At 69.4% G+C, this 23,228-nt stretch carries 19 protein-coding genes; 11 read left to right on the top strand and 8 right to left on the bottom strand.

Annotation, left to right across the window (positions count from 1 at the left end):
• Window positions 1–75: 75 nt before the first annotated feature.
• Genes AC2D80_RS04765 through AC2D80_RS04740 form a run of 6 tightly spaced genes read left to right on the top strand, consistent with a single transcriptional unit; the run spans window position 76 to window position 5,256 of the window.
• On the top strand, window positions 76–1,083 hold the full coding sequence (locus AC2D80_RS04765; RefSeq protein WP_484631829.1) for a YybH family protein: 1,008 nt from the start codon (window positions 76–78) through the stop codon (window positions 1,081–1,083).
• A complete protein-coding gene (locus AC2D80_RS04760; RefSeq protein ID WP_484631828.1) occupies window positions 1,083–2,489 on the top strand; it encodes a L,D-transpeptidase family protein in 1,407 nt (468 codons plus the stop codon). The genes AC2D80_RS04765 and AC2D80_RS04760 overlap by 1 nt, the downstream gene beginning before the upstream one ends.
• Window positions 2,486–3,064, top strand: coding sequence for a peptidylprolyl isomerase (locus AC2D80_RS04755; protein WP_484631827.1), 579 nt, complete (start codon window positions 2,486–2,488; stop codon window positions 3,062–3,064). Before AC2D80_RS04760 ends, AC2D80_RS04755 begins: the two co-directional genes overlap by 4 nt.
• A gap of 2 nt (window positions 3,065–3,066) precedes the next feature.
• Entirely contained in the window at window positions 3,067–3,573 is a 507-nt protein-coding gene (locus AC2D80_RS04750) for a peptidylprolyl isomerase (protein ID WP_484631826.1), read from the top strand.
• A 34-nt stretch (window positions 3,574–3,607) separates the two neighbouring features.
• Window positions 3,608–4,408 (top strand): UDP-2,3-diacylglucosamine diphosphatase, encoded by an 801-nt coding sequence (locus AC2D80_RS04745; RefSeq protein WP_484631825.1) that lies wholly within the window; start codon window positions 3,608–3,610, stop codon window positions 4,406–4,408.
• On the top strand, window positions 4,405–5,256 hold the full coding sequence (locus tag AC2D80_RS04740; RefSeq protein WP_484631824.1) for a M90 family metallopeptidase: 852 nt from the start codon (window positions 4,405–4,407) through the stop codon (window positions 5,254–5,256). The genes AC2D80_RS04745 and AC2D80_RS04740 overlap by 4 nt, the downstream gene beginning before the upstream one ends.
• Here AC2D80_RS04740 and AC2D80_RS04735 read toward each other — a convergent pair.
• Complete coding sequence (locus AC2D80_RS04735) at window positions 5,234–7,864, bottom strand: DUF349 domain-containing protein (RefSeq protein ID WP_484631823.1); 2,631 nt, start codon at window positions 7,862–7,864, stop codon at window positions 5,234–5,236. The genes AC2D80_RS04740 and AC2D80_RS04735 overlap by 23 nt on opposite strands.
• 145 nt (window positions 7,865–8,009) lie before the next feature.
• Window positions 8,010–11,756, bottom strand: a complete 3,747-nt coding sequence (locus tag AC2D80_RS04730; protein ID WP_484631822.1) for a DUF748 domain-containing protein — start codon at window positions 11,754–11,756, stop codon at window positions 8,010–8,012.
• A 318-nt stretch (window positions 11,757–12,074) separates the two neighbouring features.
• Here AC2D80_RS04730 and AC2D80_RS04725 point away from each other — a divergent pair, with 318 nt between their 5' ends.
• The 4 genes from AC2D80_RS04725 (at window position 12,075) to nrdR (ending at window position 15,341) form a co-directional block, all read left to right on the top strand.
• Window positions 12,075–12,233: a hypothetical protein gene (locus AC2D80_RS04725; RefSeq protein WP_484631821.1), complete on the top strand. Its 159-nt coding sequence runs from the start codon at window positions 12,075–12,077 to the stop codon at window positions 12,231–12,233.
• 223 nt (window positions 12,234–12,456) lie between these two features.
• Window positions 12,457–13,353, top strand: coding sequence for a transglycosylase SLT domain-containing protein (locus tag AC2D80_RS04720; RefSeq protein ID WP_484631820.1), 897 nt, complete (start codon window positions 12,457–12,459; stop codon window positions 13,351–13,353).
• Window positions 13,354–13,591: 238 nt separating this feature from the next.
• Window positions 13,592–14,836, top strand: coding sequence for a serine hydroxymethyltransferase (glyA, locus tag AC2D80_RS04715; RefSeq protein WP_484631819.1), 1,245 nt, complete (start codon window positions 13,592–13,594; stop codon window positions 14,834–14,836).
• Window positions 14,837–14,891: 55 nt separating this feature from the next.
• The gene (gene nrdR, locus AC2D80_RS04710) at window positions 14,892–15,341 is read left to right on the top strand and encodes a transcriptional regulator NrdR (protein WP_484631818.1); all 450 of its coding nucleotides are present in this window, start codon (window positions 14,892–14,894) and stop codon (window positions 15,339–15,341) included.
• Window positions 15,342–15,350: 9 nt separating this feature from the next.
• Here nrdR and AC2D80_RS04705 read toward each other — a convergent pair whose 3' ends face one another.
• The 6 genes from AC2D80_RS04705 to AC2D80_RS04680 are packed head-to-tail and all read right to left on the bottom strand — an operon-like array spanning window position 15,351 to window position 21,827.
• Window positions 15,351–15,845, bottom strand: coding sequence for a GspH/FimT family pseudopilin (locus tag AC2D80_RS04705; protein ID WP_484632644.1), 495 nt, complete (start codon window positions 15,843–15,845; stop codon window positions 15,351–15,353).
• Between the two features lie 38 nt (window positions 15,846–15,883).
• Window positions 15,884–19,180, bottom strand: a complete 3,297-nt coding sequence (locus AC2D80_RS04700) for a pilus assembly protein (RefSeq protein WP_484631817.1) — start codon at window positions 19,178–19,180, stop codon at window positions 15,884–15,886.
• A 16-nt stretch (window positions 19,181–19,196) separates the two neighbouring features.
• The gene (locus tag AC2D80_RS04695; RefSeq protein WP_484631816.1) at window positions 19,197–19,736 is read right to left on the bottom strand and encodes a pilus assembly PilX family protein; all 540 of its coding nucleotides are present in this window, start codon (window positions 19,734–19,736) and stop codon (window positions 19,197–19,199) included.
• Window positions 19,736–20,887 (bottom strand): PilW family protein, encoded by a 1,152-nt coding sequence (locus AC2D80_RS04690; RefSeq protein WP_484631815.1) that lies wholly within the window; start codon window positions 20,885–20,887, stop codon window positions 19,736–19,738. Before AC2D80_RS04690 ends, AC2D80_RS04695 begins: the two co-directional genes overlap by 1 nt.
• Window positions 20,884–21,483: a pilus assembly protein gene (locus tag AC2D80_RS04685; RefSeq protein WP_484631814.1), complete on the bottom strand. Its 600-nt coding sequence runs from the start codon at window positions 21,481–21,483 to the stop codon at window positions 20,884–20,886. The genes AC2D80_RS04690 and AC2D80_RS04685 overlap by 4 nt, the downstream gene beginning before the upstream one ends.
• Complete coding sequence (locus AC2D80_RS04680; RefSeq protein WP_484631813.1) at window positions 21,477–21,827, bottom strand: type IV pilin protein; 351 nt, start codon at window positions 21,825–21,827, stop codon at window positions 21,477–21,479. The genes AC2D80_RS04685 and AC2D80_RS04680 overlap by 7 nt, the downstream gene beginning before the upstream one ends.
• Before the next feature lie 183 nt (window positions 21,828–22,010).
• On the opposite strand from AC2D80_RS04680, the gene ribD reads away from it, so the two are divergent.
• Window positions 22,011–23,141: a bifunctional diaminohydroxyphosphoribosylaminopyrimidine deaminase/5-amino-6-(5-phosphoribosylamino)uracil reductase RibD gene (gene ribD, locus AC2D80_RS04675; protein WP_484631812.1), complete on the top strand. Its 1,131-nt coding sequence runs from the start codon at window positions 22,011–22,013 to the stop codon at window positions 23,139–23,141.
• The last annotated feature ends 87 nt before the right edge of the window (window positions 23,142–23,228 follow it).

The following is a 23,228-nucleotide window of genomic DNA, read 5'->3' as shown; positions in this document are numbered from 1 at the left end:
GCCGGGCGCGCGCGGCCTGTGCCGTCCGGCATTCGAACGCCCTTCCGCAGTCGCCTGCACCACCGCCGAGGTCCCATGCTCCGAGCCGCGCTTCCCCAGGATTCCTCCCCCCTCTCCGGTCTGCGCCGCCTCGGTGTGGCGGCTGCCCTTGCCGCCTTGCTGACTGCGCCTGCGCTGGCGCAGGGGGACGAAGTGGCGGAGGTGAATCGCCTGCTGCGCGCCGGTCAGTACGCCGAAGCCCTGGGCAAGGCCGATCAAGCGCTGGCCGCCCGGCCCAAGGACGCGCAGCTGCGTTTCCTCAAGGGCGTGATCCAGAGCGAAAGCGGCAAGACAGCCGATGCGGTGATCACCTTCACCCAATTGACCGAAGACTTCCCCGAACTGCCCGAGCCCTACAACAACCTCGCGGTGCTCTACGCCGGCCAGGGCCAGTTTGACCGGGCGCGCGTGGCGCTGGAAATGGCGATTCGCACCAACCCCAGTTACGCCACGGCGCATGAAAACCTGGGTGATGTGTACGCCAAACTCGCCAGCCAGGCGTACAGCAAGGCACTGCAACTCGATGGCAGCAACACGGGTGTCGCGCCCAAGCTCACGCTGATCCGCAACCTGTTTGCTGGCCCAGGTGCGGCGCGTCCGGCATCGGCGGCCATGAGTGCGCCGGGTTCGAGCGTGCGCGCGGCGGCGCCTGCCGCGGCCGCACCGGTCGCCGCGCCCGCGCCCAGCGGCGCCGCACCGGCTGACGTGCAGCGCGACGTGCAGGCGGCCATCCAGGCCTGGTCGCAGGCGTGGTCTGCCAAGAACATGGGCGGCTACCTCGGCGCCTACAGCCCCGACTTCGTGCCCGCCTCCGGCCAGACGCGCAGCGCCTGGGAAGCCGAGCGCCGCAACCGCATCGAACCGCGGTCGCGCATCGCCGTCAGCGTCAGCGACCTGAGCATCACCGGCGATGCCACGCGTGCGACCGCGCGTTTCCGCCAGGACTACAGCTCCGACGGCCTGAACATCGTCAGCCGCAAGACCCTGGAAATGGTCAAGGTGGGCAACCGCTGGCTGATCGTGCGCGAGACCTCGAGCTCCTGATGCCTTCGTCCGCCGCGCCATCCGGGACCGCCGGTGTGGCGCTGCCATGGCGCTGGGTCGTGCGCGGTGGAGGCGTGGCGCGGCGGCCCGGCCGGGTAGCCACCACCATCGGGCTCGCGGTGCTGGCCGCGCTGTGCTTGCCGCTGGCGCTCGGGTGGCTCGACGCGCCGCCCCCCGCCGAGTCCGCCCCCAGCGCGCCGGTCATCCTGCTGGAACCCGGCAGCCCCGAAGGCGACGTGCCGCGCGACCCCGCCGGCCGCAGCACGGACACCGGGCTGGTCGCGCAGCCGCTGTCGGCGGCCAAGCTCGCCCAGCTCAAGCCCAGGCTGGGTGATGCCGAAGCGCGGTTGCTCGCGATCTATCAGCTGATCGCGCTGGGCGACCACCGCCACGCGCTGGCGGCGACCGAAGCGCTGGTGGCCGACCACCCCAATTACGCGCTGGCGCAGCTCCTGCGCGGCGACCTGCTGAGCCTGCAGGCGCGGCCGGTGCGCCGGCTCGGCGATGTGCCGGACACGCTGGCGCTGAGCGCCTCGCGCGCGCTGGGCACGCTGCGCGAAGAATCGCGGCGCCGCCTGCAAGCCCTCATCGAACGGCCGCCCGAAGGCGCGGTGCCCGATCAGTTCCTGCGCCTGCCGCCGGGCACGCGCCACGCCATCGCCATCGACACCAGCCGTTCGCGGCTGTACCTGTTCGAAAACGGCGCGCGCGCGGGCGACGAACTGCCGCGCCTGCGCCTGGTCAGCGACTTCTTCATCACCGTCGGGTTGCATGGCGTGGACAAGCGGGTGGAGGGCGACAAGCGCACCCCGCTGGGCGTCTACCACATCACCGGGTCGCACGACCCCGAAGCGCTGCCCGACCTGTATGGCACCGGCGCGCTGCCGCTGAACTACCCGAACGCGCTGGATGTGCAGCGCGGGCGCACCGGCAGCGGCATCTGGCTGCACGGCACGCCCAGCGACCAATTCGTGCGCGCGCCGCAGGCCTCCGACGGCTGCGTGGTCTTGGCCAATCCCGACCTGGACCGGCTGCTGGCCACGGTGAGTCCGCGCCAGACGCCGGTGGTGATCGCGCGCGAACTCGTCTGGGTCGCGCCCGAGGCGCAGCGCGAGGCCGTGGCAGCTTTCGACACCACCTGGCGGGCGTGGCTCTTGGCCCGTGAACGCGGCGACACCGACGCGCTCAAAACCTTCCACGCACCGCGCGCCAGCGTGGCCCGCGACACCGCGCCCGGCCCGGTGGGCGAGGTCTCGCTGCTGCGCTGGCAAGACACGCCGGACGGACCGCCCACGCTGGTGGTGACCTTCGAGGTCAGCACCCCGCAAGGCCCGCAAACGCGGCGTCAATACTGGAGCCGCGACAATGCGCGCTGGCTCATCACCTACGAAGGAGTGATCGGATGACTCTCGCCCGCCGCCGACTGATCGGCCTGTTCACCGCCGCCAGCCTGGCGCTTCCCCTGGCCGCTGCCGCCCAGGACAAGGCGCCCCGCGTGCGCCTGACCACCTCGCTGGGCGACGTGATCGTCGAGCTCGACCCGCAGAAGGCGCCCAAGACCGTGGAGAACTTCCTGCAGTACGTGCAGGACAAGCATTACGACGGCACGGTGTTCCACCGCGTGATCGGCAACTTCATGATCCAGGGCGGCGGCTTCACCGCCGACATGCAGCAAAAGCCCACGCGCGCCCCGGTGCCGCTGGAAGCCACCAACGGCCTGAAAAACGACCGCGGCACCATTGCCATGGCACGCACCTCCAACCCCAACTCGGCCACGTCGCAGTTCTTCATCAACGTCGTGGACAACGCCGGCCTGAACGCCCCGTCGCCCGACGGCTTCGGCTACACCGTGTTCGGCAAGGTCGTCGCCGGCATGGACGTCGTCGACAAGATCCGCGCCGTGCCCACCGGCAACCGCGGCCCGTTCCAGAACGTGCCGCAAACCCCCGTCACCATCCTCAAAGCCAGCCTGGAGAAATGAACATGGCCCAACCCAAAGTCGAACTGCACATCGCCGGTCACGGCGTCATCACCCTCGAACTCGACGCCGAAAAGGCGCCGCTGTCGACGGCCAACTTTCTCGCCTACGTGAACAAGGGCCACTACAACAACACGATCTTCCACCGCGTGATCCCCGGCTTCATGATCCAGGGCGGCGGCTTCGAGCCGGGCATGACGCAAAAGCCCACCGACAAGCCGATCAACAACGAGGCCAACAACGGCCTGAAGAACGAGGTCTACACCATCGCGATGGCGCGCACCAACGACCCGCACTCCGCGACCGCCCAGTTCTTCATCAACGTCACCAACAACGGCTTCCTCAACCACACCGCGCCCAGCGCCCAGGGCTGGGGCTATGCCGTGTTCGGCAAGGTGGTCGGCGGCACCGACATCGTCAAGGCGATCGAAGGCGTGCCCACCGCGCGCAAGGGCTTCCACGACGACGTGCCGAAGACCGACGTGGTGATCGAAAAGGCGGTCGCGCTCTGACGCACGCCCTGCGGCGCCCCGGGGCGCTTTGCGCATGAACGACACCGCTTCGCTCATCCACGCCCCGCCCCACTGGCGCACGGTCGATCTCATCAGCGACCTGCACCTGCACCCCGGCGATCCCGCCACCGCCACGGCGTGGCGGCGCTACCTGGACACCCCCGAGGCGCCCGACGCCCTGTTCATCCTGGGCGACCTGTTCGAGGTCTGGGTGGGCGACGACGCGCTCGACGCGCCCGGGCCCGAGAGCGAGTTCCTGCGCGCGGCTTGCGCGGCCCTGCGGCGCTTCGCCGCCCGCGCGCCGGTGTACTTTCTGGCGGGCAACCGCGACTTCCTGCTCGGACAGGCGGCCTGCGCCGCCGCCGGCATGCGCGCCCTGCCCGACCCCAGCGCGCTCGACTTCGCGGGTCATCGCTGGCTGTTGAGCCACGGCGACGCGCTCTGTCTCGACGACCACGACTACCAGGCCTTCCGGGCCACCGTGCGCAGCGCGGGCTGGCAACAGGACTTCCTGGGCCGACCGCTCGCACAGCGCCTGGCCGTGGCCCGCGACCTGCGCGCCCAGAGCGAGGCCCGCAAGCAATCGCTCGGCCACGACCCCGCGCTGTGGGCCGACGTGGACGCCTCGGCCGCGCGCGACGCGCTGCGCGCCCAGGGGGGCACCACGCTGATCCACGGCCACACCCACCGCCCCGGTGACCACGATCTGGGCGACGGCCTGCGCCGCGTGGTGCTCAGCGACTGGGACGCTGGCGCACGCCCGCCGCGCGCCCAGGTGCTGCGCCTGAGCCCAGCCGGCATCGCGCGCCTGGATCTCCCGGTGGAGGCCGCATGAGCCTGTGGCTGGACCTGCGGCGCCGCTGGCGCCGGCCAGTGACCGTGCCCGACGCGCTGTGGCGGGGCGTGCTGGCCGAGCATCCCTTCATCGCCGGACGATCCTCCGCCGACCGGGAGCGCCTGCGCACCCTGTGCGCCCACTTTCTGGCGGAGAAGGAATTCCACGGCGCCAACGACCTGCGCGTGACCGACTCGATGGCCTTGGCGATCGCCGCGCAGGCCTGTCTGCCCTTGCTTGGCATGAGCCTGCCCGGCGGGCGCCCGCCGCGCCATGACCACCAGCTGCTCGCCTGGTACGAGGACTTCGTCGGGGTGGTGGTGCAGCCGGGCGCGGTGCTGGCGCGGCGCAGCGTGCGCGACGCCACCGGCGTGGTGCACGACTACACCGAAACCCTCGCCGGCGAGGCCATGGACGGCGGTCCGTTGATGCTCAGCTGGGACGAGGTGGCGCGGGCCGGCGAACTGGCGGCGCTCGGCCACAACGTGGTGATCCACGAATTCGTGCACAAGATGGACATGCACGACAGCGTGCTCGGCGACCACCCGGACGGCGCGCCGCCGCTGCCCCGCGGCTTTCTCGGCACACACCGCCCGGCCGACGCGGCGCAGCGCTGGCGCGACACGATGCGCGAGGCGCACGACCGTTTCCGCGAGGCGGTGTCGCTGGCCGAGCGCTTCGGTGGCGCGGCCCCGTGGCTCGACAGCTACGCCGCGCAAGACGCGGCGGAGTTCTTTGCCGTCACGAGCGAGGCCTACTTCGTGAACCGGCCGCGCTTCGCGACCGAGTTTCCCGACCTGATGCCGCTGTACGACGGCTTCTACTTCAGCGCTTCAGCAGCGCCTTGAGCACGGCCTGCAGCCGGCGCGCAGCGCCGTCGTCGTGGGGCGAGGCCAGCACGCGCGCCACATCCTGCGCCCAGGTGTCGGCGGGCGCGGCCTCGTGGCGGCGCGTGAGCAACTGCAGCTGCAGCAGCCGGCGGGCGCTGAGCTGATCGGCCGGCGTCGGCACGTCGGCGGCGATTTCCAGGCGCAACAGCGTGTCCGCGGCGCCAGCGGCCGCACCCGGCGCCGCCGATGAACCCAGCGCCTGCACCCAGGCCTGCCGGGCGGCGGGCGCGACCCGGCTCCCCAGGGCCGCGGCGGCGGGCAGCTGGGTGGCGTCGCGCGCCGCCCAGGCGCCCAGCACCTGCGTCACCACGGCGCCGTGGGCCTGCTCGGCCAGTCGGCGCAGACCAGCCTGCGCGTTCTCCAGGGCCTGGCGCTGCGCGCGGAACGCGGCGTCGCCCAGTCGCGGGCCACGCGGGGCGCGGGCGTCCCAGCGGTCACCCGATCGGTCCGCGCGTTCACCCCGGTCGCCGCGCGGGCCGCGGGCGTCGCGGTCGTCCCGGCCCCGGCCGGGGCGCGCATCGGCCCGCGCGGGCGCGGCTTCGGCGCGGCGGGCACCGGGTCGGTCGTCGCCCCGCACGGCCACCAGCTTGCGCGGGGCGGTCTCGGTCGGCGCGGCCGGTGCCGCGTCACCGCTGACCGCGGCCGCGGGCGTGGCATCAGCGGCCGCGGTGGCCGGCGCTGCCTGAGCCGCCTGCTCCAGCGCCGCCATCGCCGCGCGAATGCGCGCCGCGTCGCCCGCGGCGGTGGCCTCGTCGAGCGCGCGCGCCGCGTCAATCACGGCCTGGTCGTGGGCGCTGAGGGCGGCGTGTTGACGCTGCCGGTCTTCGTGCTTGCGGGCGAACGCGGCATCGATGGGCGCGCGGAAGGCCTCCCAGAGCTTCTGTTCCTGCTTGCGGTCCAGCGGCACCGCGTGGGCCTCTGCCTGCCAGCGCTGCTGCAGGGCCTTGACCGCGTCCAGCCGCAGCGGCGACGCCTCGGCCAGCGCCGTGGCCTCGGCAATCAAGGCCTGCCGGCGCGCCACGCTGTCGGCCTGCGCCGCCTCCAGCCGGGCGTGGGCGGCCTGCATGGCGGCCTTCCAGCGCGGTTGCATGTCGGCAAACGCCTTTTCACTCAGGTGCCCGGCCTCGCGCCAGCGTTCGGCAAAGCCGTGCAACTCGCGGATCTGGGCTTTCCAGTCGGTGTGGTCGGCGTGCGCCGCGGTCCATGCCTGCAGGGCGTCGATGATGGCCTGCCGCTGGGCGCGCGACTGCTCGTTCTGGGTCTTGATCTGGGCCAGCCAGGCTTCGACAACCTGGTACGCCTGGTTGCAGGCGTCGTCAAACCGTTTCCACAGGGCGTGGTTGGGCACACCGCCCTGATCGGTGGCTTTCCACTGCTCGCGCAGGCCGCGCAGGGTTTCCTGCATCTTGCGGCCACCGAGCCGCTGGCCTTCGGGCGCGCGCACCAGCGCCTCGGCCTTGGCGACCAGCTCTTCGCGCAGCTGGTCGGCGCGCCAGCGTTGCCAGCCTTCGAGCTCGCCGGCCTGACCGAGCGCCGCGTGGGCGCGGGCTTCCAGGGCCGCGGGAATGAAACGGCCATGGCTCTTGAGCTGGACACGCAGGTCGGCCGCCACCTTCGGCGTCGTCTTGCCATGGCCCTGAGCGACCTCCGCCTCCAGCGCGGCGATGGCCTGCTCCACCTCGGCCACGGCGCGCTGGCGGCGCTCCTGCTGGGCCTGGGCGTCGGCGGCCTGCTGCTCGGCGGCAGCGGCCGGCTCCAGCCCGCGGGCCGCGCGCAACTCGTCGGCCCACACCGGCACGGCGGGCAGCGGCGCCTGCGGATCGCTGTCGGCGGCCACGGCCTGGGCCAGGGCGGCGTCGAAGGCGTCCCAGACCAGCTGGAGTTGCTGGCGCGAGCCGTCGAGCAAGGGCGGGAACTTGGGCTCCACGCTGGCCCAGTGCGGGTTGTCCGTCAGGCCGGCCACCTGCGTCTGCCACTGGGCCACGTCCGCCCGCAGCGCGTCGGCGGCCTGGCGTGCCTCGCGCCACGGCTTGGTCGAGAGGATTTCAATGCGCTGGGCAATCAGCACCGCCGCCTCGCGCTCGACCTGCACCGCGTGTTGCAGGTCTTCAATGGCCTTGACGCGCTCGGCGAGCTGCTGGCGCAGCGTGGCCAGCGGCTCGCGGGACAGCGGCGCGCCGGCGCGGGCGGCGTCGCGCTGCCAGGCCAGGGCGTCGGCGAGGTTCAGGCGGGTCGGCGCCAGCAGCGCCTCGGCGCGCTGCGCCCACTCGGCCGCCATCTGTTCCTGCGTTTTCTGGCGGCGCAGCTCGTCCAGCTTTTCTTTGAGGGGTTTGGCCGCGCCTCGGTCGCGGTGCGACATTTCCTTGAACACCTCGTTCATCTGCTCAACGCCGGGCTCGGTGGCGAGCCACTCGCGCAGGCGCGCGGCGCGTTCACCGGAGGTCGGTGCGGAAAACGCACCGCCGGTGAGCGCGTCGAGCGGGTGCGGGGTGGCGGGCGGCTTGGGCGGGGTCGGCGTGTTCACGGCGGGCTCGGCGGCGGGTTTGCGCAGGGAGAACAGGGACATGAGGCAATGGGTCGTGGGCGCGCCGAGGCCGGCGCGCGAAGCCGCGTATTGTCGCCGGCTTTGCGCTGGCCGCGCCCCGCGCCAACGCCCCACGCACCGCCGGGTCCCGGCCCGGGGAGGGCTCGGCGACCGGTTCAGCGTGTGGTCAGCGCGTGGCCAGTGTGAGTTCCGCGCGCGGCGCCCAGTCAGCACCCGCCGCACCGACCCGCGGCGCCCCGAGGAACAGGCGCTCTTCCCCCAGGCCTCGCGCGGCAAGGTAGTCCTTCACTGCCACCGCGCGCGCCACCGCGAGGTCACGCAGCGCGTTGTCGGTGACGGGCACCGCCGCCATCAACAGCTTTTCCATCTCGGGCACCGGCAGGTCTTTGGCCAGGCCCACGAGGTTGCGCGGCTTGGCGATGTCGGCGCGGCGATAGACCTCCTTGAGCAAGGCCGGGTATTCGTCCGCAGACACCGTGACCACCGGCGGCACCGTCCCGCCAGCGCGGGCCAGCGCGCGGCGCTTTTCGGCGCGCACCTGCTCGTCCAGCCGCGCCCGGCGCACGCCGTCGCGCTCGCGCTCGGGATCGCTCTGGCCCTGCACCGTCAGGCGCAGCGCCGGCCGGTTGGTCAAGGCCTTGGCCACGGCGTCCAGGCGCTCGCGGCCGGTGGCGTCGAGGTCGGCGGTGCCGGCCGGAAACGCCACCTGGCTGAGCTCCGGTCCGCCGCCGCCCAAGGCGGAGGCGATCAGCGAGAACGGGGCGGTGATCGCCTTGCCGATCAGGTTGAAGATGACTTTGACGATCACCGGACCGAGCCGGAACTGCGGGTCGTTGAGCGAGCCGCTGATGGGCAGGTTGATGTCGATCACGCCGTCACGGTCGGCCAGCAGGGCCACGGCCAGCTTGACCGGCAGGTTCGGCGCGTTGCTGCCTTCGATGCGCTCGCCGAAGGTGAGTTGGTTGAGCACGATCTGGTTGCTCGCGTTGAGCTGACCGTCCGGGTCGACGCGGTAGGCCAGATCGACGCTGAGCTTGCCGCGCTCAATGCCGTAACCGGCGTACTTCGCGCTGTAGGGCGACAGCGGCGGCAGCTCCAGGTTGCGCACCTGCGCCTTGATATCCAGCGCCAGCGGCCGGGCCAGCGGGTTGAGGCGTCCGCCGATGTCGAGCGCCGCCGTGCCTTCGGCGCGCCCCTTGAGCGACAGGTCGGCCAGCGCCGGCGGCTCACCGGGGGCGGCCGGCTGGCTGGCGAAGGCGCTGAGCGTGCCGGTCAGTTCGCTCAGGTTGGCGGTGTAGTTGGGCTGGATGAAGCGATCGGAGAAGCGCACCCGGCCGTTGACGAGGCTGACCGGACCGAAACGGATGTCGGGAGCGGCGCCGGCCACCGGGGACGGCGCGGCGGGCGCCGCCGTGGCAGCGGCAGTGGCCTTGGTGACGGCAGGGGCGGCCGGGCTGACGGCGGCCGTCGCCGGGCCGGCGTCGGCGGCGGGGGCCGGCGACCCCGGCGTGGCGGCCGGGCGGACCAGATTCTGCAGGTTGATGCGGCCCTGCTCGTCGATGAGCACGCGGGCGAAGTAATCGCTCAGCGCGGTTTCCGCCACCGACAGGCGCAGCGGCTGGCCGGGTTGGGCGCGGGTCTTCAGACCGCGCATCTGCAACGACTTCCACGACAGCAACTCTTCCGCGGGTTCGCGGGTGTGGGCGAGCAGGTCTTCGATGGCGAGGTCGAGGGCCGCGTCGTGGCGCAGTCCGTCGGGGCCGAGCTCCAGCTCCACGGTGCCGCGCGCGCTGGCGTCGGCGCGCAGCAGTTCGAGGTTCAGGCGCTCGCTCACGTACGGCTCGAGCGCGTGCAGCGGAAACCGGTCGACCTGCACCCGCTGGCGCAGGCGCAGCGGCGATGCGGGGCCGGGAGGCTGCACCGTGCCCTCCAGACGCAGGCGGCCGGGATCGCCACCGCGGGCCCCCGCCACGCGCGCCTGCAGCGACACCGTGGCGGCGACCGGGCGGTCGGCCAAAGGCTGCAAGTCCTGCGCCTTCAACGACAGCGCCGACACCCGCAGGCTCACCGGCCGGGCGGGCTGTCGGTCATCGAAGCCCAGCTGGGGCGCGTCCAGCGTGAATTCGCGCACCCCCACGCGCCACGGCGGCGCCGTTTCGCCCGTCGGCGGGTCACCGCCGCCATCGGCCGCCGCGCGCCACCAGTCCTGGGCCATCCAGCGGCCGGCGCTGTCGCGCTGCACGGCGGTGCGCAAACCGGCCACAGAAAGCTGCCCCAGCGAGACGTCGCGACCGACGAGGTCCACCCGGGCGTCGCTCAGCGCGATCCGGTCGGCGGCGAGAAGCGGCTGGCGGTTCGGGCCCAGCCGGAGGGACTGCACCTCCAGCGTCCGGGCCTGCACCGACAGCACCGGTGACTCCGGCGACAGCGGCGCTGGTGCCTCGCTGCCGCCTCGGCCCGCCCGCCAGCGCAGCGCCACGTCGCCGGCCATCCGGGCGTCGAGCGCCGGCACCAGCCGGGTGGCGAGGTACGGGGCGTAGGGCGCGGGCACGAGGTCGCGCCAGCTCAGGTCGAGTTCGGCCTCGCGGTCGCTGGCGCGGCCCTGCCCACGGACGGCGGCGTCGGCGACGCGGGCCTCCAGCGACACGGCCGCGGGTTCCGTCATCGGCCACCGCAGCGCCTGCACGGACAGCGCGATGTCCCGCACCGGCACGGCCGCGGCCGGCCGGATGGCCTCGTCCCGCCAATCCACGCGGCCGTCGGTCACGGCCAGCGACGCCAGCGTGGCCTGCCAGGCCGGAACGGCGGGCGGGGTGGACGTCGGGCTGACCGGCCGGGGCGGCGCGATGGCCGCCGCGTGGCGCTGCCAGTTCAACCGGCCCTGGGCATCCCGGGCGACCGCGAGGCTGACTCCGTCGAGCGTCACGGCCCCGACGCTGGCGCGGCGCGCCAGCGGCTCGATTCGATCGAGCACCACGGACAGCCGTCGCCACCCGAGCACCGGAGGCGCACCCGGGGCGACGCCGGCCTCGTCGATCGCCAGTCCATCGAGGGACACGGTGCCGCTGAGGGCCACCTGAGGCGTCTCGCGCTGCTCAAAGGCCAGGCGAAGATCGGCGTCCAGAACACCCGCGCGCAGGCGCAGCGGCCAGGCCGCCGGCCAGTAAGCCTGGTAGCGAGCCAGGTCCACGCCCTGCAGCCGCAGGCGGGCCTCGGTGCGGTGGCTGTCGTCGAACGGCAGCGTGGTGGCCTCGGTGTCGAAGCGGTCACCGTTGAGATCGAACGCGAGCCGCGGCTCGGTGGTGACCGTGCGGCGCGAAGGCAGGTTGCTCAGGAAGGGCACCGTGAGCGTCAGATCGCTGAGCCGATGCACCGTGGCGGCCGGGCGGTCGTCCACGGTGATCTCGCCGCCCGTCAGCGCCATATTAAATAGCGCGAACCGCAGCGGTTCTCCTGGGGGCGGCGCGTCGGCGGGCGGCGCCAGGCGGGCCAGCACGTCGTCCACATCCCAGCGCCCCTCGCCCAGGTGGGCCAGGCGCAGGCGCGGCGCGGTGAGCGTGAGGCCGTCGACCACCGGGCCACCGCGCAACAGCGACGACAGTTCTGCGTCCACCCACAGGCGTTCCAGGCTGAACTGGTCGGCGGTGCCGTCGGCCGTGGACACCCGCAAACCCTCCAGGCCCAGCGACATCGACCACGGCCGCACGATCACGCGCTCCACCGACACTGCACGCCCCAGCCGCTCGCCCGCCAGGCGCTCGAGCTGCCACTTCACCACCGGTGGCATCGCCAGCCACAACAGGACCCACAAGCCCAGAACCGAGAGCACCAGGGCGCGCCAGCGCCGCCGCCAGGGCGTGGCGCCCCAAGCGCGCCAGCCGGCGGACAGAGAAGTCAAAAGGGTGTCAGCCATGGCGAGAGTGTCGCCGAGGACCAGACGCACGGCATGGGAATCCCACCAACAAGAAGCCCCGGCGGGCCAGGGCCTGCCGGGGCGGGTGACGGTGCGACAGGAGCACGACCGTCGGGGTGGGCCTGCCGGGAGAGTCGCGTCCCGGTGGCCACGGGGGCAAGGTATTGCCCCCAAGGGGGCTGGCTGGGCGGCTGCACCGCCGGGGCCAGCAAACGCCGACTTCAAGCCGGCGATGCCAGCGTACGCCCGCCACCGCAGGCGATCAAGGGGTTGCCCGCCGGGCGGTCATGAATGTTTTCGATGGACAGACGGCCCACCATGAACACCGTGAAAAACGCCGCAATCGACCATCAACGGTGGTCCCAACCCGACGAACGGCAAAAGCATCCCCACACGCCCGGACAGACGGTGAACCCGCCGGAAACCCGCATGAACACTGGGCTGGCGCGCTACAGGCGACGTTCCAAACGGGGCTGAACAGCGTTTTGTTCAGATCGATAGGTAATAAAAAGAAGCCACTTAAACATTGACTCGATATGTTTGCCTGCCTACCATTCGCCCCGCTTTGCCCGTGAGGGTAAACCCCAGCCGCTGCCGTGAACGGCCACGGCGGACCCGCAGCACTGCGGTGATCCGCCGATAGCGACCCAATCCAACGGGACCGATGCTCGCACCGGCCCCGCCATGAAAGGAAGCGACCATGACCGCGAAAACGACCGCGCCACAGAAGAGCACGTCCAGTGCCTTGGCCGCCCTGAAGACCGCGTCGAGCGACGTGTACCGGGGATTCATTGAGATCACGCACAACAGCCTCGCGCTGCTCGGCACCGCCCTGGCGGTGGCCGTGCTCGTGCTGGGCTTCCGTGCCGACCTGCGCGCCAGCGCCGAGCAACAGCTGCTCGGCTGGCTGCTGGAGCGCCAGGAGGCCGCGCAGGAGCCGGTAGCCATCGCCGCCGAACCCACCGCGGTGGACCGCGTCACGGCGCAGCCGGTGGCCGAGCTGCCGGCCGACCAGGCCAAGGTGACGCAGTGGCTGAGCCGCAAATACCGCGTGGCGCCCGAGCCGCTGGCCGCGCTGGTGGCCGAGGCCTTCGACATCGGCGCCCGCGTCAACCTCGACCCGACGCTGATCCTGGCCGTGATGGCGGTGGAATCTCGCTTCAACCCGTTCGCCCAGAGCCCGGTGGGCGCGCAGGGGCTGATGCAGGTGCTGACACGGGTGCACACCGAGAAGTACGAGGACTTTGGCGGCCACATGGCGGCCTTCGACCCGGTGGCCAACCTCCGCGTGGGCGTGCAGGTGCTCAAGGAAGCGGTGCAGCGCGCCGGTTCGATCGAGGGCGGGCTGCGGCTGTACGTGGGCGCGGTGTCCACCGACGGCAGCTGGTACATCGACAAGGTGCTCGCCGAGCATGCGCGCATCCAGAGCGTGGCGCTGGGCCGTGCGGTGCCCCGACCGGTGCCCACGCCGGTGCCGGTGCCGCCCACGGCAACGCCCATCCCGGTGATCCAGCCCGCGGCCAAGCCGACGGAGGCTGAGCTGGAGGCGGTGGTCCCCGCCACCGCACCGCCCGCCCCCACCTCCCTGCCCTCCTGAGCAGGCGCCGGGGACTTCGCCGACCGACGGCAGGGCTCAGGCTAAAATCCCACCCGTGCGCAACTGGCGATAGGCCGCCATCCCCCGGGATCGGCGGCTGACGTGGCCCCCCGCTCGACCCTCTGGTCGTCGGGACAACCACTGGGAAGCGCACCGCCTGAGCCGCTGGCCGGGCGTTCAGCCGTTCGCCTGGGCAGCCCTTGTCAACGCGCAAGGATTCACGTCTCACAGGACTGCCATGTACGACCGCCGCACCCTCATCGAACAGACCGACCCCGAGTTGTGGGCCGCCATCCAGGCCGAAAACGCGCGCCAGGAGCACCACATCGAGCTGATCGCCAGCGAAAACTACGCTTCGCCCGCCGTGATGGCCGCGCAAGGCACCCAGCTGACCAACAAATACGCCGAGGGTTACCCCGGCAAGCGCTACTACGGTGGGTGCGAAAACGTCGACATCGCCGAGCAGCTCGCCATTGACCGCGTCAAGCAGCTCTTCGGCGCCGACGCCGCCAACGTGCAGCCGCACTGCGGCGCTTCCGCCAACGAAGCGGTGTTCCTCGCCTTCCTCAAGCCGGGCGACACCATCATGGGCATGAGCCTGGCCGAAGGCGGCCACCTGACCCATGGCATGCCGCTGAACATGTCGGGCAAGTGGTTCAACGTGGTCAGCTACGGCCTGGACAAGCACGAGGCGATCGACTACGACGCCATGGAAGCCAAGGCGCGCGAGCACAAACCCAAACTGATCGTCGCCGGTGCCTCGGCCTACTCGCTGCACATCGACTGGGCCCGCTTTGCCAAGGTGGCGCAGGAGGTGGGCGCGATCTTCATGGTGGACATGGCGCACTACGCTGGCCTGATCGCCGCCGGCGTGTACCCCAACCCGGTGCCGCACGCCGATGTGGTGACCTCCACCACCCACAAGAGCCTGCGCGGCCCGCGCGGCGGCATCATCCTAATGAAGGCCCAGCACGAGAAGGCCATCAACAGCGCCATCTTCCCCGGCCTGCAGGGCGGTCCGCTGATGCACGTCATCGCCGCCAAGGCGGTGGCCTTCAAAGAAGCGCTGAGCCCGGCGTTCAAGGCCTACCAGCAACAGGTGGTGAAGAACGCCCAGATCGTCGCCGAGACGCTCACGCAGCGTGGCCTGCGCATCGTCAGCGGCCGCACGGAAAGCCACGTCATGCTGGTGGACCTGCGCGCCAAGGGCATCACCGGCAAGGAAGCCGAGGCCGTGCTGGGCGCCGCCCACATGACCATCAACAAGAACGCGATCCCCAACGACCCGGAAAAACCGATGGTCACCAGCGGCGTGCGCATCGGCACGCCCGCGATGACCACGCGCGGCTTCAAGGACGAGGAAGCCCGCATCACCGCGCACCTGATCGCCGACGTGCTGGACAACCCGCGCGACCCGGCCAACATCGAGGCCGTGCGGGCCAAGGTCAACGCCCTGACCGCGCGCTTCCCGGTCTACCGCTGATGGCTGGGCGGGCGGCGCTCCGAACCGCGCCCGCCCGCTCTGCTCGCCACGCGCCATGAAGTGTCCCTTTTGCGGTCATCTGGAAACCCAGGTCGTGGAGACCCGGGTGTCGGAGGACGCTGACTTCATCCGGCGCCGGCGCCAGTGTGGCCACTGCGAGAAGCGCTTCACCACCTACGAGCGCCCTGAGGTGAGTTTTCCGGCGGTGGTGAAAAAGGACGGCCGCCGCGTCGACTACATCCCCGGCAAGCTGCGCGCCTCGTTCGCGCTGGCGCTGCGCAAGCGCCCGGTGAGCACCGAGCAGGTCGACGCCGCCATCGAGCGGATTGAAGAAAAGCTCCTCAACCTCGGCGCCCGCGAGGTGCCGGCCTCGCGCCTGGGTGAGATGGTCATGCGCGAGCTGCGCAAACTCGACAAGGTGGCCTACATCCGCTTCGCCAGCGTCTACCGCAGCTTCGAAGACATCGACGAGTTCCGGGCGCTGGTGGACGAGGTCAAGCGGTGAGCCGCACACTCAAGGACAAACACCCGTCCTGAGCGAACTCACCGCAGCACGGCCCGAGGCGGTCAAACTGACCTCACGGCCTTGGCGATCGGCTGTTCTCGGCTGCGGACACAGACGGAAACTCGCGACCGTGGCTCCCACGCCCACCGCCTGAAACTCCACCATCCCCGGTGGCCCCTCCAGGGAGATACCCGCGGGTAGCGCCGCCTGCACCAGGATCACGGAATTGGAGCCGGGGTGCAGCACGATCCAGCCCTGCTCCCACCCGCCAGAAGCGGCGCATGTTGCGCCATCGACCGAGCGGCAAAGCCGCACCATGTCATTTCGCTTGATGGCTTCGCTGCGCCCGAGCTGAATCGACGCCAACAGGGTGTTGGCCAGGCTGGTCAGGCGCTGGCCAATGATCACGTTGCGAAAGCTCGGTGCCGCCAGCGCGAGCAAGACAGCCACGAGGGACACCGTCACCATCAACTCAATCAGCGTAAAGCCCCTGGACCGAGCCATGAAAGTGCCGCCTGATCCGGACCACGACATACCTGCGTTCACTGCCGGAGGAACCAGAAAACGCGGTTCAGCGGCTTCACCGAGGTGGACGGCTCCGGAGCCACCTGACTTTCCAGCGGCGATTCGGTGCGGCAGCCAATGCAAAACGAGACCACACGCCCATCTTCCAGCTTGACTTGGCCCCCAACCGGCGAAGGTGGCAGACCTCCGCCCGCGACCTCGCCGTAGGGCAGCGCTTCATTCGAGGCGCTGAACGCATTGAGGTAGTTGATGTTGTACACGCGGGTGGTGCCGAGGTTGGCTCGGCACGTTTCGGCATTGACCAAGGGCGCTTGGCTCGTGCTGAAAGTGGTCACGCCAAAGAGCGTCAACGCCGAGGTGACCACCTGCTCGCCCGAGGTCAGACCGAGGTACCACCCTTTCTTCGCCGACAGGGCGGCGTCGGTGGGCTTGATACCGGCTGTGATCGGTGCGAGTGAGTCGCGGCACAGCAGCGCGTTCCCGAGTCCGCAGCCTGCGGCCGTGGCCTCGGCATCCAGCCAGGAGGCATCACCCGGCCGGTCCTGCAGCATGAAGAAATGATTGGCCACGGCGCGCGTGGCCGCCGAGTCGGCCGTGGGCTTCTCGCGATCACCCGAACCGAGCAGGATGCTGTAAGTCACACCGTCATCGGCCGTGACCACGCTGGGCGCGAACATGAACTTCCGGGTTGAGGGGCGGAAGGAGCAATCACCTTCCGCGGGGTCGTCACAACCCAGCGCCGCAATCTTGCGGATCGTCCAAGCCGCCGACGCTCCAGCAAATCGCAACCGATACACGTTGCCGCCCAGATCAGCGGCATAACCCATGGTCACCCGGCCGGCGCCGTCCCGCACGAGGGTGACATCACCGATCACCGCACGGTCGGTGTCGAAGGCCTTCACGAGCGTACCGGCCACGGCATCGATCACATAGATCTTGTTGCCCTTGCTGGCTGCGGTGCAGCTGTGGTTCCGACGAGTCGTCACGCCAGCCACGGTGGTGATGGAATCGGTGTCTTCACATCGGTCATACCCCCCACCCGCGATCACCAGAGGGCTCGCGGTGGAGTACCCCTCGACGATCATGGGCTTCAGGGAAGACCAGGTTTGCCCCAAGCCGGAGAAGCCGGTCGAACATCCGGTGTCATTGCCGAGGTTGGGACAACCCCACCGCCACAGCAAGCTCGGCGACAGCGGATTGGTGACATCAAACGCGTAGATCACCCGCCCTCCACGGCGCAGGGTGACGAAGAGCAGCTTGCGCGGCGTGCCGGCCACGGTACCCTGGTAGGCGGTGATGGCGCCGTCCACCCCGTAATCCTTGGGAGCCCGGTTGGCGTCAGGCGCGCCGGGCAAGGTGATCGACGGCGCGTTGTCATAGAGACGCTTGATACGGCCGTAGAACTCCGGCGGCAGGAATGTCCACAACTCCGCGCCAGCGGCCACGGTGGCGCCACCCAGGGTTTGCGTCGCTCCTTGGCTGCCCGCGACTGCGCGCAGCATGCCGTCATTGCCACCATAGAAGACGACCACACTGGGCTGGTCGTCGGTGCCGTAGTTGACGGCCACAGGCCGGGAGTGGACGACATCGCCGTGAACGGAGGGGCGCATGGCGGTGATGGGCTTGACCAGCTCTGCATCGCCGTTGCGGTCGTTGAGGCCACGAGCCCAGTTGATGAGATTGGTCCGCTGGGCGGCGCCGCTCGCGCCCAGCAGCGAAGCCGTCACCGCGGTGTTGGCGTCATCGAACGAGGTCAGCGTGGTACAGGCATCGCCGGGGGCGCACGTGCGCACCACCCGGTTGGCGGGTGCCAACTGGCGGAGCCAGTGGGCCTGGGCGCCTTTCTCCACGATGTTGCCGTCTGGGGAGTTGGACACCTCAGTGGCGGGGGAGCAATCGCCGCGGGGTTGCTCGGACCAGTAATCGTCGGCTGTCGCTGGGGTCCAGAAGGACCGCGCGCAACCCGAAATGAAGCCGGTCTGCGGGTTGATGGCCGGGGTGCCGGTAGCGTCGACCGTGCGCAACTGGTTGTCGATCATGGCCAGCCGGTACTGTTTGAGATTCCCGTACCAGCGCGGCCTGAAATTCTCGTCAGGCCGGAACTGCCCCACGAAGACCTGGTTCAGATAAGAACCTTGGGTGTTGACGCTGACTGGAAGACTGACGGACGCGAATGCCGTGTTGACGGCGATGATGCTGTTAATCGCGGTGCTGAAGGCTGCGTTCAGCTCGTTGAAGTTGTTGGTGGGGAAGTAACCACCACCACCCACCTCCTGAGACCCGAGCTTCTCCAGGTGAGCAGCGTACTCCGCGTTGCAGGTGGGACCCAGTACACCGATGCTGTAGGTGTTGGTCCCTTGTGCCCGCAGGTAGGCCGCCCAGTTCAGCGCGTAAGCGCCCCGCCCTTCTGCGGTCTCCAGCACCACATTGCTGGCGCTGCAGCTGGTGCGGAGACTGCCGGTGATGGACTGGCGCTGCTTGTCCGTGGCTGGCGGGGACGCGTTTTTCAACGCGGTGGCGCTTTGCCCGAACAGCGGCAGCCTGGGGCTGTTGGCCTCGTTGGTGAGATCGCCCGGGGCGTTGTTGTTGCGGTAGGCGTTGCCGACGAAGATGATGCTCTTGCCGCCACACTGCGAGGGCGGCGCCACATTCGCGTAATTGCGCCCGGACACCCCCGTTCGCCCATTCAGGTAGGCCCAGGCCTCCTGCATCACCGCGCCATTGGCCGAGTTGTTGCTCGTGATCACGTAGTTGGCACCGTAAGCCGCGGTGGATTTCGCCCACTTTCGAATCCATTCGAGCACGCGGGGTGCGTTGGTGGCGTTAAACCGTGTGAACGGGAGCATCAAGCATCCCCCGGTGTTGCCAACGCAGCTCTGGGAAAAACTGTCGCTGGCTGCGTTGTAGGAACGCATGCCGGTGGCGTTGAAGCCCATCACCGCGATGTTGAACTCCGCCGCCCGCGCATTGGCCGCGCGGGCCGAGGCGGCGTCGGATTGCAGCTTCTTCAGCGCGCTGTACAAGGCGCACTGCTCAACAGCGGCCGCCGTGCCATCCAGCGCGGTCGGATGCGCTCCCGCACCAGAGGTATCCACCGCCCCGGTGGTTGGGTGGATGCTGCATCGCAGGCCCACCACGTTGGCCGCGAAGTTGGCACCGTTGTCCAACACCATGACGATGTTGGCGACGCCCCCCTCCGATCCTGCGCCAGCGGCAAAAATGTCAATGTCTTCCGCCCACAGGGCGGGTGAAGTGATGAGCAACGACGCGCCCAGCAGGACCAATGAAGCGCGGTAAGAGTTATTTCGGATCACGGAGGTCTCCCAGAGCTCAGGGTGGAATGGGTCCGCAGCGGGCGACCCGGTCGGACTGCGACAGACGACGTCGCACCCCCTGCCGGAGTTCAAGGGCTGTGCCTGTCGCAGCGTCGTTGACGACCGCGGTCAATTCGAAATCGACATCCCAGGTGCTTTCGGTGGAAATGGCAGGCTGGAACTCGACATCGCTGGGCGGCGGTGGTGCAGCACGGACTGCACGCAAGCACACGGGCTCGGCAACCTGAACCACGTAGCTGATGGGCTGGGTGTTGTCGTTGTTGAATGACACCGTCGTTTGATAGCCGCCTGGCGCGGCCGCGGTAAACACCTCGGCCGTGCTGATGAGCTGCTCCATGTAGCGGTTGGCCGCGGCGATGGCTTCACTGCGCGACTGCTCGTTGCCGACCGCCTTGGCGTTGGTCAGGCTCAGGGTGGATGCACTCACCACGATGAACGTGAACACCACCAGCACGATCAGGCTGACGATCAGCGCAGCGCCGCGGGCATGGCGCCGTGACGCCGGATGGGACTCCGCCGCGCGCGACCTGGGCATCACGGTGTCTCCCGTCGACCAGACACGTTGGTCAGGCGAATGGTCTTGCTGAAGACATGGCGGCGGATGTCATCGTTGAACGGCCCCATGCTCACGCCGCCAAGGTTGTACGTCTTGGTGTCCACATGACCGGGCGTACGCTGATCGGCGCGCACCAACACATGCACAGTCACCGATACGGCGTTCATCCATTGGGCAGCGGTGCAGGGCGAAGCCGTGGTGCAGCGCACATAAGCACCATCCGGGATGCCATCCCCTCGGTTGCGGGGACTCGTCTCGGCGCCCGCACTCGCCCAATCGATGGCCCGGGTGAAGTCGACGGCCTCGCCGGCATCGCTCACGGTGTCAAAACCGTAGGCGATGCGAATCGCCTCCACGCCATCAATCATGGCCTGCGCCGACTCATGGGCCGGCTGCCCGCCGACCACCCCGAAGTCGGAGCGCATCAGCGTCGGAACGCCCGATACATCACGGACGTAGTAAATGCGCGAGACAAACTGCCGGATCTCAGAAGGGCCGTCACAACGCACGTTCTGGAAAGCCAGTCCACTGATCCCAAACTGGTAGCCGAGTGCGCCGAGCGTTGAACCGCAACGCTGTACCTGGACAAAAAGCCGCTGGTTACCGGCCGGCGTCGCGGTGAGACAGTTGGCGCCACACTTCTGGGCGTGGCGCAGAAAAATGATGTCTGAGTCAGGACGCGGGTTTTGAATTGGCCCACCAGCGCCCGCGCAGACCGGGGCGGGGGGCGATGACGCGGGATTGGGGATGTCGATGCTGTGCAGGGCGATCCCGACCAAGTTGTTTCGATCCGTGGCGGTCCAGCTGCCAAACGGAGCACAGGGGTCGGCCACGGCCGACGGAACATCGTCCGGCACATCGGCATTGATCAGGTCATCAAAGCGCGGAACAAAGCCGCCCCAGTAGCCCGCATGGACAAGGTCAGCCTCTAGCAACTGGAGGGTGTATCGCCCGTTTTCGATCAATCGGTTGGAGACGCTCAGTGCTGTGTTGTTTCGGTTGATGTTGATCAGCAGCGTCACCAAGGCCGCCACCAGCAGCAACCCCAGCGCCACCGACACCATCAACTCGACCAGGGTGAGTCCCGCCTGAGAACGGGTGCGCGCTCCCAACGGCTTCCTGGGCTTCACGACGCCGCTCCCAGGTTCGCGATTCGCACGATGGTGGTGACATAGCGACGACAACGGTCTTCCACGCAGCCGCTTCCATCCGCAGCGTCATACTGATTTACGCCACAAGCGATGGACGAGGGAGGGGCCGACAAGGGCGTCAGCCCCTGCCACACCACGGTCACCCGGTACTCCACCGAAGGTTCCAGCTCTTCAATACAGCCGCGCCCGCCGATCATCGCGCCCACCCGCTGCGTGCCGCCCTCTTGCGTTTCAGACGCACCCTGCAACGCGGCACACCAAGCGGCGAGGTCGCGACTGACCAGCGTGGCGTTGTCGCCCGGGCACGTCATGCCTGCGCCGAGGGGAGCTGCGGCGGTCGCTTGTCCGGCGTATTGCGCGGCCGATTGGCGGTTCAGCGCCAATCGGTGTCCCATGTCACCCACCAGAAGCAACGCTTGGCTGCGCTGGTACGACTCCACCTCCGAGGTCTGCAGCCGGGCATGCATTCCGCCCAAGCCCAGCAGACCCAACAAGATGAGCACCACCGCCACGAGGACCTCAATCAACGATGTACCCCGCTGGCTCACGGCAAAGCGGCTTTCGATCGTCACCATTTCTCGGCCGGCGTCTTTCTTCCCGCGCTGTTCAGGGCGAGAACACCATCGCGGATCTGAGGACCGATGGGGCTGAAGGCGATGACAAAGCTGGGGGCCGGGCCATTGCCCAGGGTCACGTCATACGTGTACCGAGCGGCCACATCCTCGGGCAACCGGTAACCACTGCTCTCCAGCGCAGCCTTGGTCGCGTAGGCGCGATTGGCCAGCAAGAACTGCTGCTGCCGGTTGGCCAGATCCAGCATCTGGGCTTGTGCCGCCGCCCTGTGCCCCCGGATGACATGCTGCTGGTACGAGGGATAGGCGACCGCCGCCAAAATCGCGACGATGGCCACGGCGATCATCAACTCGATCAAGGAGAAGCCCCGAAACCTTGGAAACCTCATGTGATGCCCCTTTACAGTTCGATGCTAGGTTGCGGCGCAAAGCAGTCCCGAGCGGCCTAGACAAGCGGGCCATATGTAATACCGAATGGCTATTTATGGGACATTTTTAGCATCAAAGTGAACATTCCTAGCTCCAATCCGATGCGGGACGCGCTCACCTTGGCGGCCAGCGCGATCAACCTGTCCAACCCGAACCCCAGAGTGGGCTGCGTCATCGTGGGCGCGGACGGGCGCGTGCTGGGCGAGGGCCACACGCAGGCCGCCGGCGGTCCGCATGCAGAAATCGTCGCATTGCGACAGGCACAGGCCGGCGGCAATTCACTGCGCGGCTCCACCGTGTACGTCACGCTCGAGCCCTGCGCGCACCACGGACGTACTCCGCCCTGCTGCGACGCGCTGATTGCAGCGGGCGTGACCAAGGTCGTGCTCGCCACCATCGATCCCAATCCGCTGGTGGCCGGGCAGGGGATTCAGCGGATGACCGCAGCGGGCGTGGAGGTGCTGGTCCTGCCGGCGAGCGACCCGCTGGCTGTTGAATCACGCGAACTCAATATCGGATTCTTCAGCCGCATGCTGCGCCAGCGACCCTGGGTGCGGGCGAAGGCGGCCATCTCCCTGGACGGCAAGACCGCCCTGGCGAATGGGCAGAGCCAATGGATCACCGGAGAGGAAGCCCGATCAGACGGCCACACCTGGCGGGCGCGATCTTGCGCGGTGCTCACGGGGGTTGGGACCATACGGGAGGACGACCCCCGCCTCGATGCCCGCGTGCCCGGTCTGTCGCGACAACCCCACCTGGTCATTGTCGACAGCCGCCTCGAAACACCGCCCACAGCCCGCGTGTTCGATCCGTCCTCCAGCGGGCTTGCGCGCGAAGTCTGGATGTTTCACGCGAGCGCCGCGGCAGAGAAGGCCGTCCCGCTGGCGGCGCGCGGTGCGGTGCTCACGGAGTGCTCAGGCCCTGGAGGAAAAGTCGGGCTTTCTGCCATGCTGGAGACACTTGCCGTTCGTGGCGTGAACGAACTCCACATCGAAGCCGGTCATGCCCTCAACGGCTCTCTCTTGCGAGAAGGCCTGATCGACGAATGGCTGATCTACCAGGCTCCCGTGCTCTTGGGCGACGACGCCATGGGCCTGGCCCGATGGGCAGGACCGCCGTCACTGGACAGTGCATCCCGCTGGCGCTTCCTCTCTGCGGTGGCTTTCGGCCCAGATATGCGCCTGATCGCCCGCGCCGTCGGACACGACGACTTCCTCAAGCGCACGCCCTAGTCTCCACCCCGGCGCGTCAGGGGCCGCTGCCGGCCAAAAATCCCGTGCGCTTTCGCACACCTGCCACAGACCCATCCCTCGACGGCA

The sequence above is a fragment of the Hydrogenophaga sp. T66 genome (assembly GCF_057219855.1).
This window is presented reverse-complemented; position numbering and strand designations above follow the sequence as displayed.

Excerpts from the sequence above, each read along its gene's own strand:
- ribD (WP_484631812.1), top strand. The coding sequence starts at position 22,011 with ATGCGGGACGCGCTCACCTTGGCGGCCAGCGCGATCAACCTGTCCAAC.
- AC2D80_RS04685 (WP_484631814.1), bottom strand. The coding sequence starts at position 21,483 with ATGGTGACGATCGAAAGCCGCTTTGCCGTGAGCCAGCGGGGTACATCG.
- AC2D80_RS04750 (WP_484631826.1), top strand. The coding sequence starts at position 3,067 with ATGGCCCAACCCAAAGTCGAACTGCACATCGCCGGTCACGGCGTCATC.
- AC2D80_RS04765 (WP_484631829.1), top strand. The coding sequence starts at position 76 with ATGCTCCGAGCCGCGCTTCCCCAGGATTCCTCCCCCCTCTCCGGTCTG.
- nrdR (WP_484631818.1), top strand. The coding sequence starts at position 14,892 with ATGAAGTGTCCCTTTTGCGGTCATCTGGAAACCCAGGTCGTGGAGACC.
- AC2D80_RS04755 (WP_484631827.1), top strand. The coding sequence starts at position 2,486 with ATGACTCTCGCCCGCCGCCGACTGATCGGCCTGTTCACCGCCGCCAGC.
- AC2D80_RS04695 (WP_484631816.1), bottom strand. The coding sequence starts at position 19,736 with ATGCCCAGGTCGCGCGCGGCGGAGTCCCATCCGGCGTCACGGCGCCAT.
- AC2D80_RS04740 (WP_484631824.1), top strand. The coding sequence starts at position 4,405 with ATGAGCCTGTGGCTGGACCTGCGGCGCCGCTGGCGCCGGCCAGTGACC.
- AC2D80_RS04725 (WP_484631821.1), top strand. The coding sequence starts at position 12,075 with ATGAACACCGTGAAAAACGCCGCAATCGACCATCAACGGTGGTCCCAA.
- AC2D80_RS04735 (WP_484631823.1), bottom strand. The coding sequence starts at position 7,864 with ATGTCCCTGTTCTCCCTGCGCAAACCCGCCGCCGAGCCCGCCGTGAAC.
- AC2D80_RS04730 (WP_484631822.1), bottom strand. The coding sequence starts at position 11,756 with ATGGCTGACACCCTTTTGACTTCTCTGTCCGCCGGCTGGCGCGCTTGG.
- AC2D80_RS04745 (WP_484631825.1), top strand. The coding sequence starts at position 3,608 with ATGAACGACACCGCTTCGCTCATCCACGCCCCGCCCCACTGGCGCACG.
- AC2D80_RS04680 (WP_484631813.1), bottom strand. The coding sequence starts at position 21,827 with ATGATCGCCGTGGCCATCGTCGCGATTTTGGCGGCGGTCGCCTATCCC.
- AC2D80_RS04760 (WP_484631828.1), top strand. The coding sequence starts at position 1,083 with ATGCCTTCGTCCGCCGCGCCATCCGGGACCGCCGGTGTGGCGCTGCCA.
- glyA (WP_484631819.1), top strand. The coding sequence starts at position 13,592 with ATGTACGACCGCCGCACCCTCATCGAACAGACCGACCCCGAGTTGTGG.
- AC2D80_RS04720 (WP_484631820.1), top strand. The coding sequence starts at position 12,457 with ATGACCGCGAAAACGACCGCGCCACAGAAGAGCACGTCCAGTGCCTTG.
- AC2D80_RS04705 (WP_484632644.1), bottom strand. The coding sequence starts at position 15,845 with ATGGCTCGGTCCAGGGGCTTTACGCTGATTGAGTTGATGGTGACGGTG.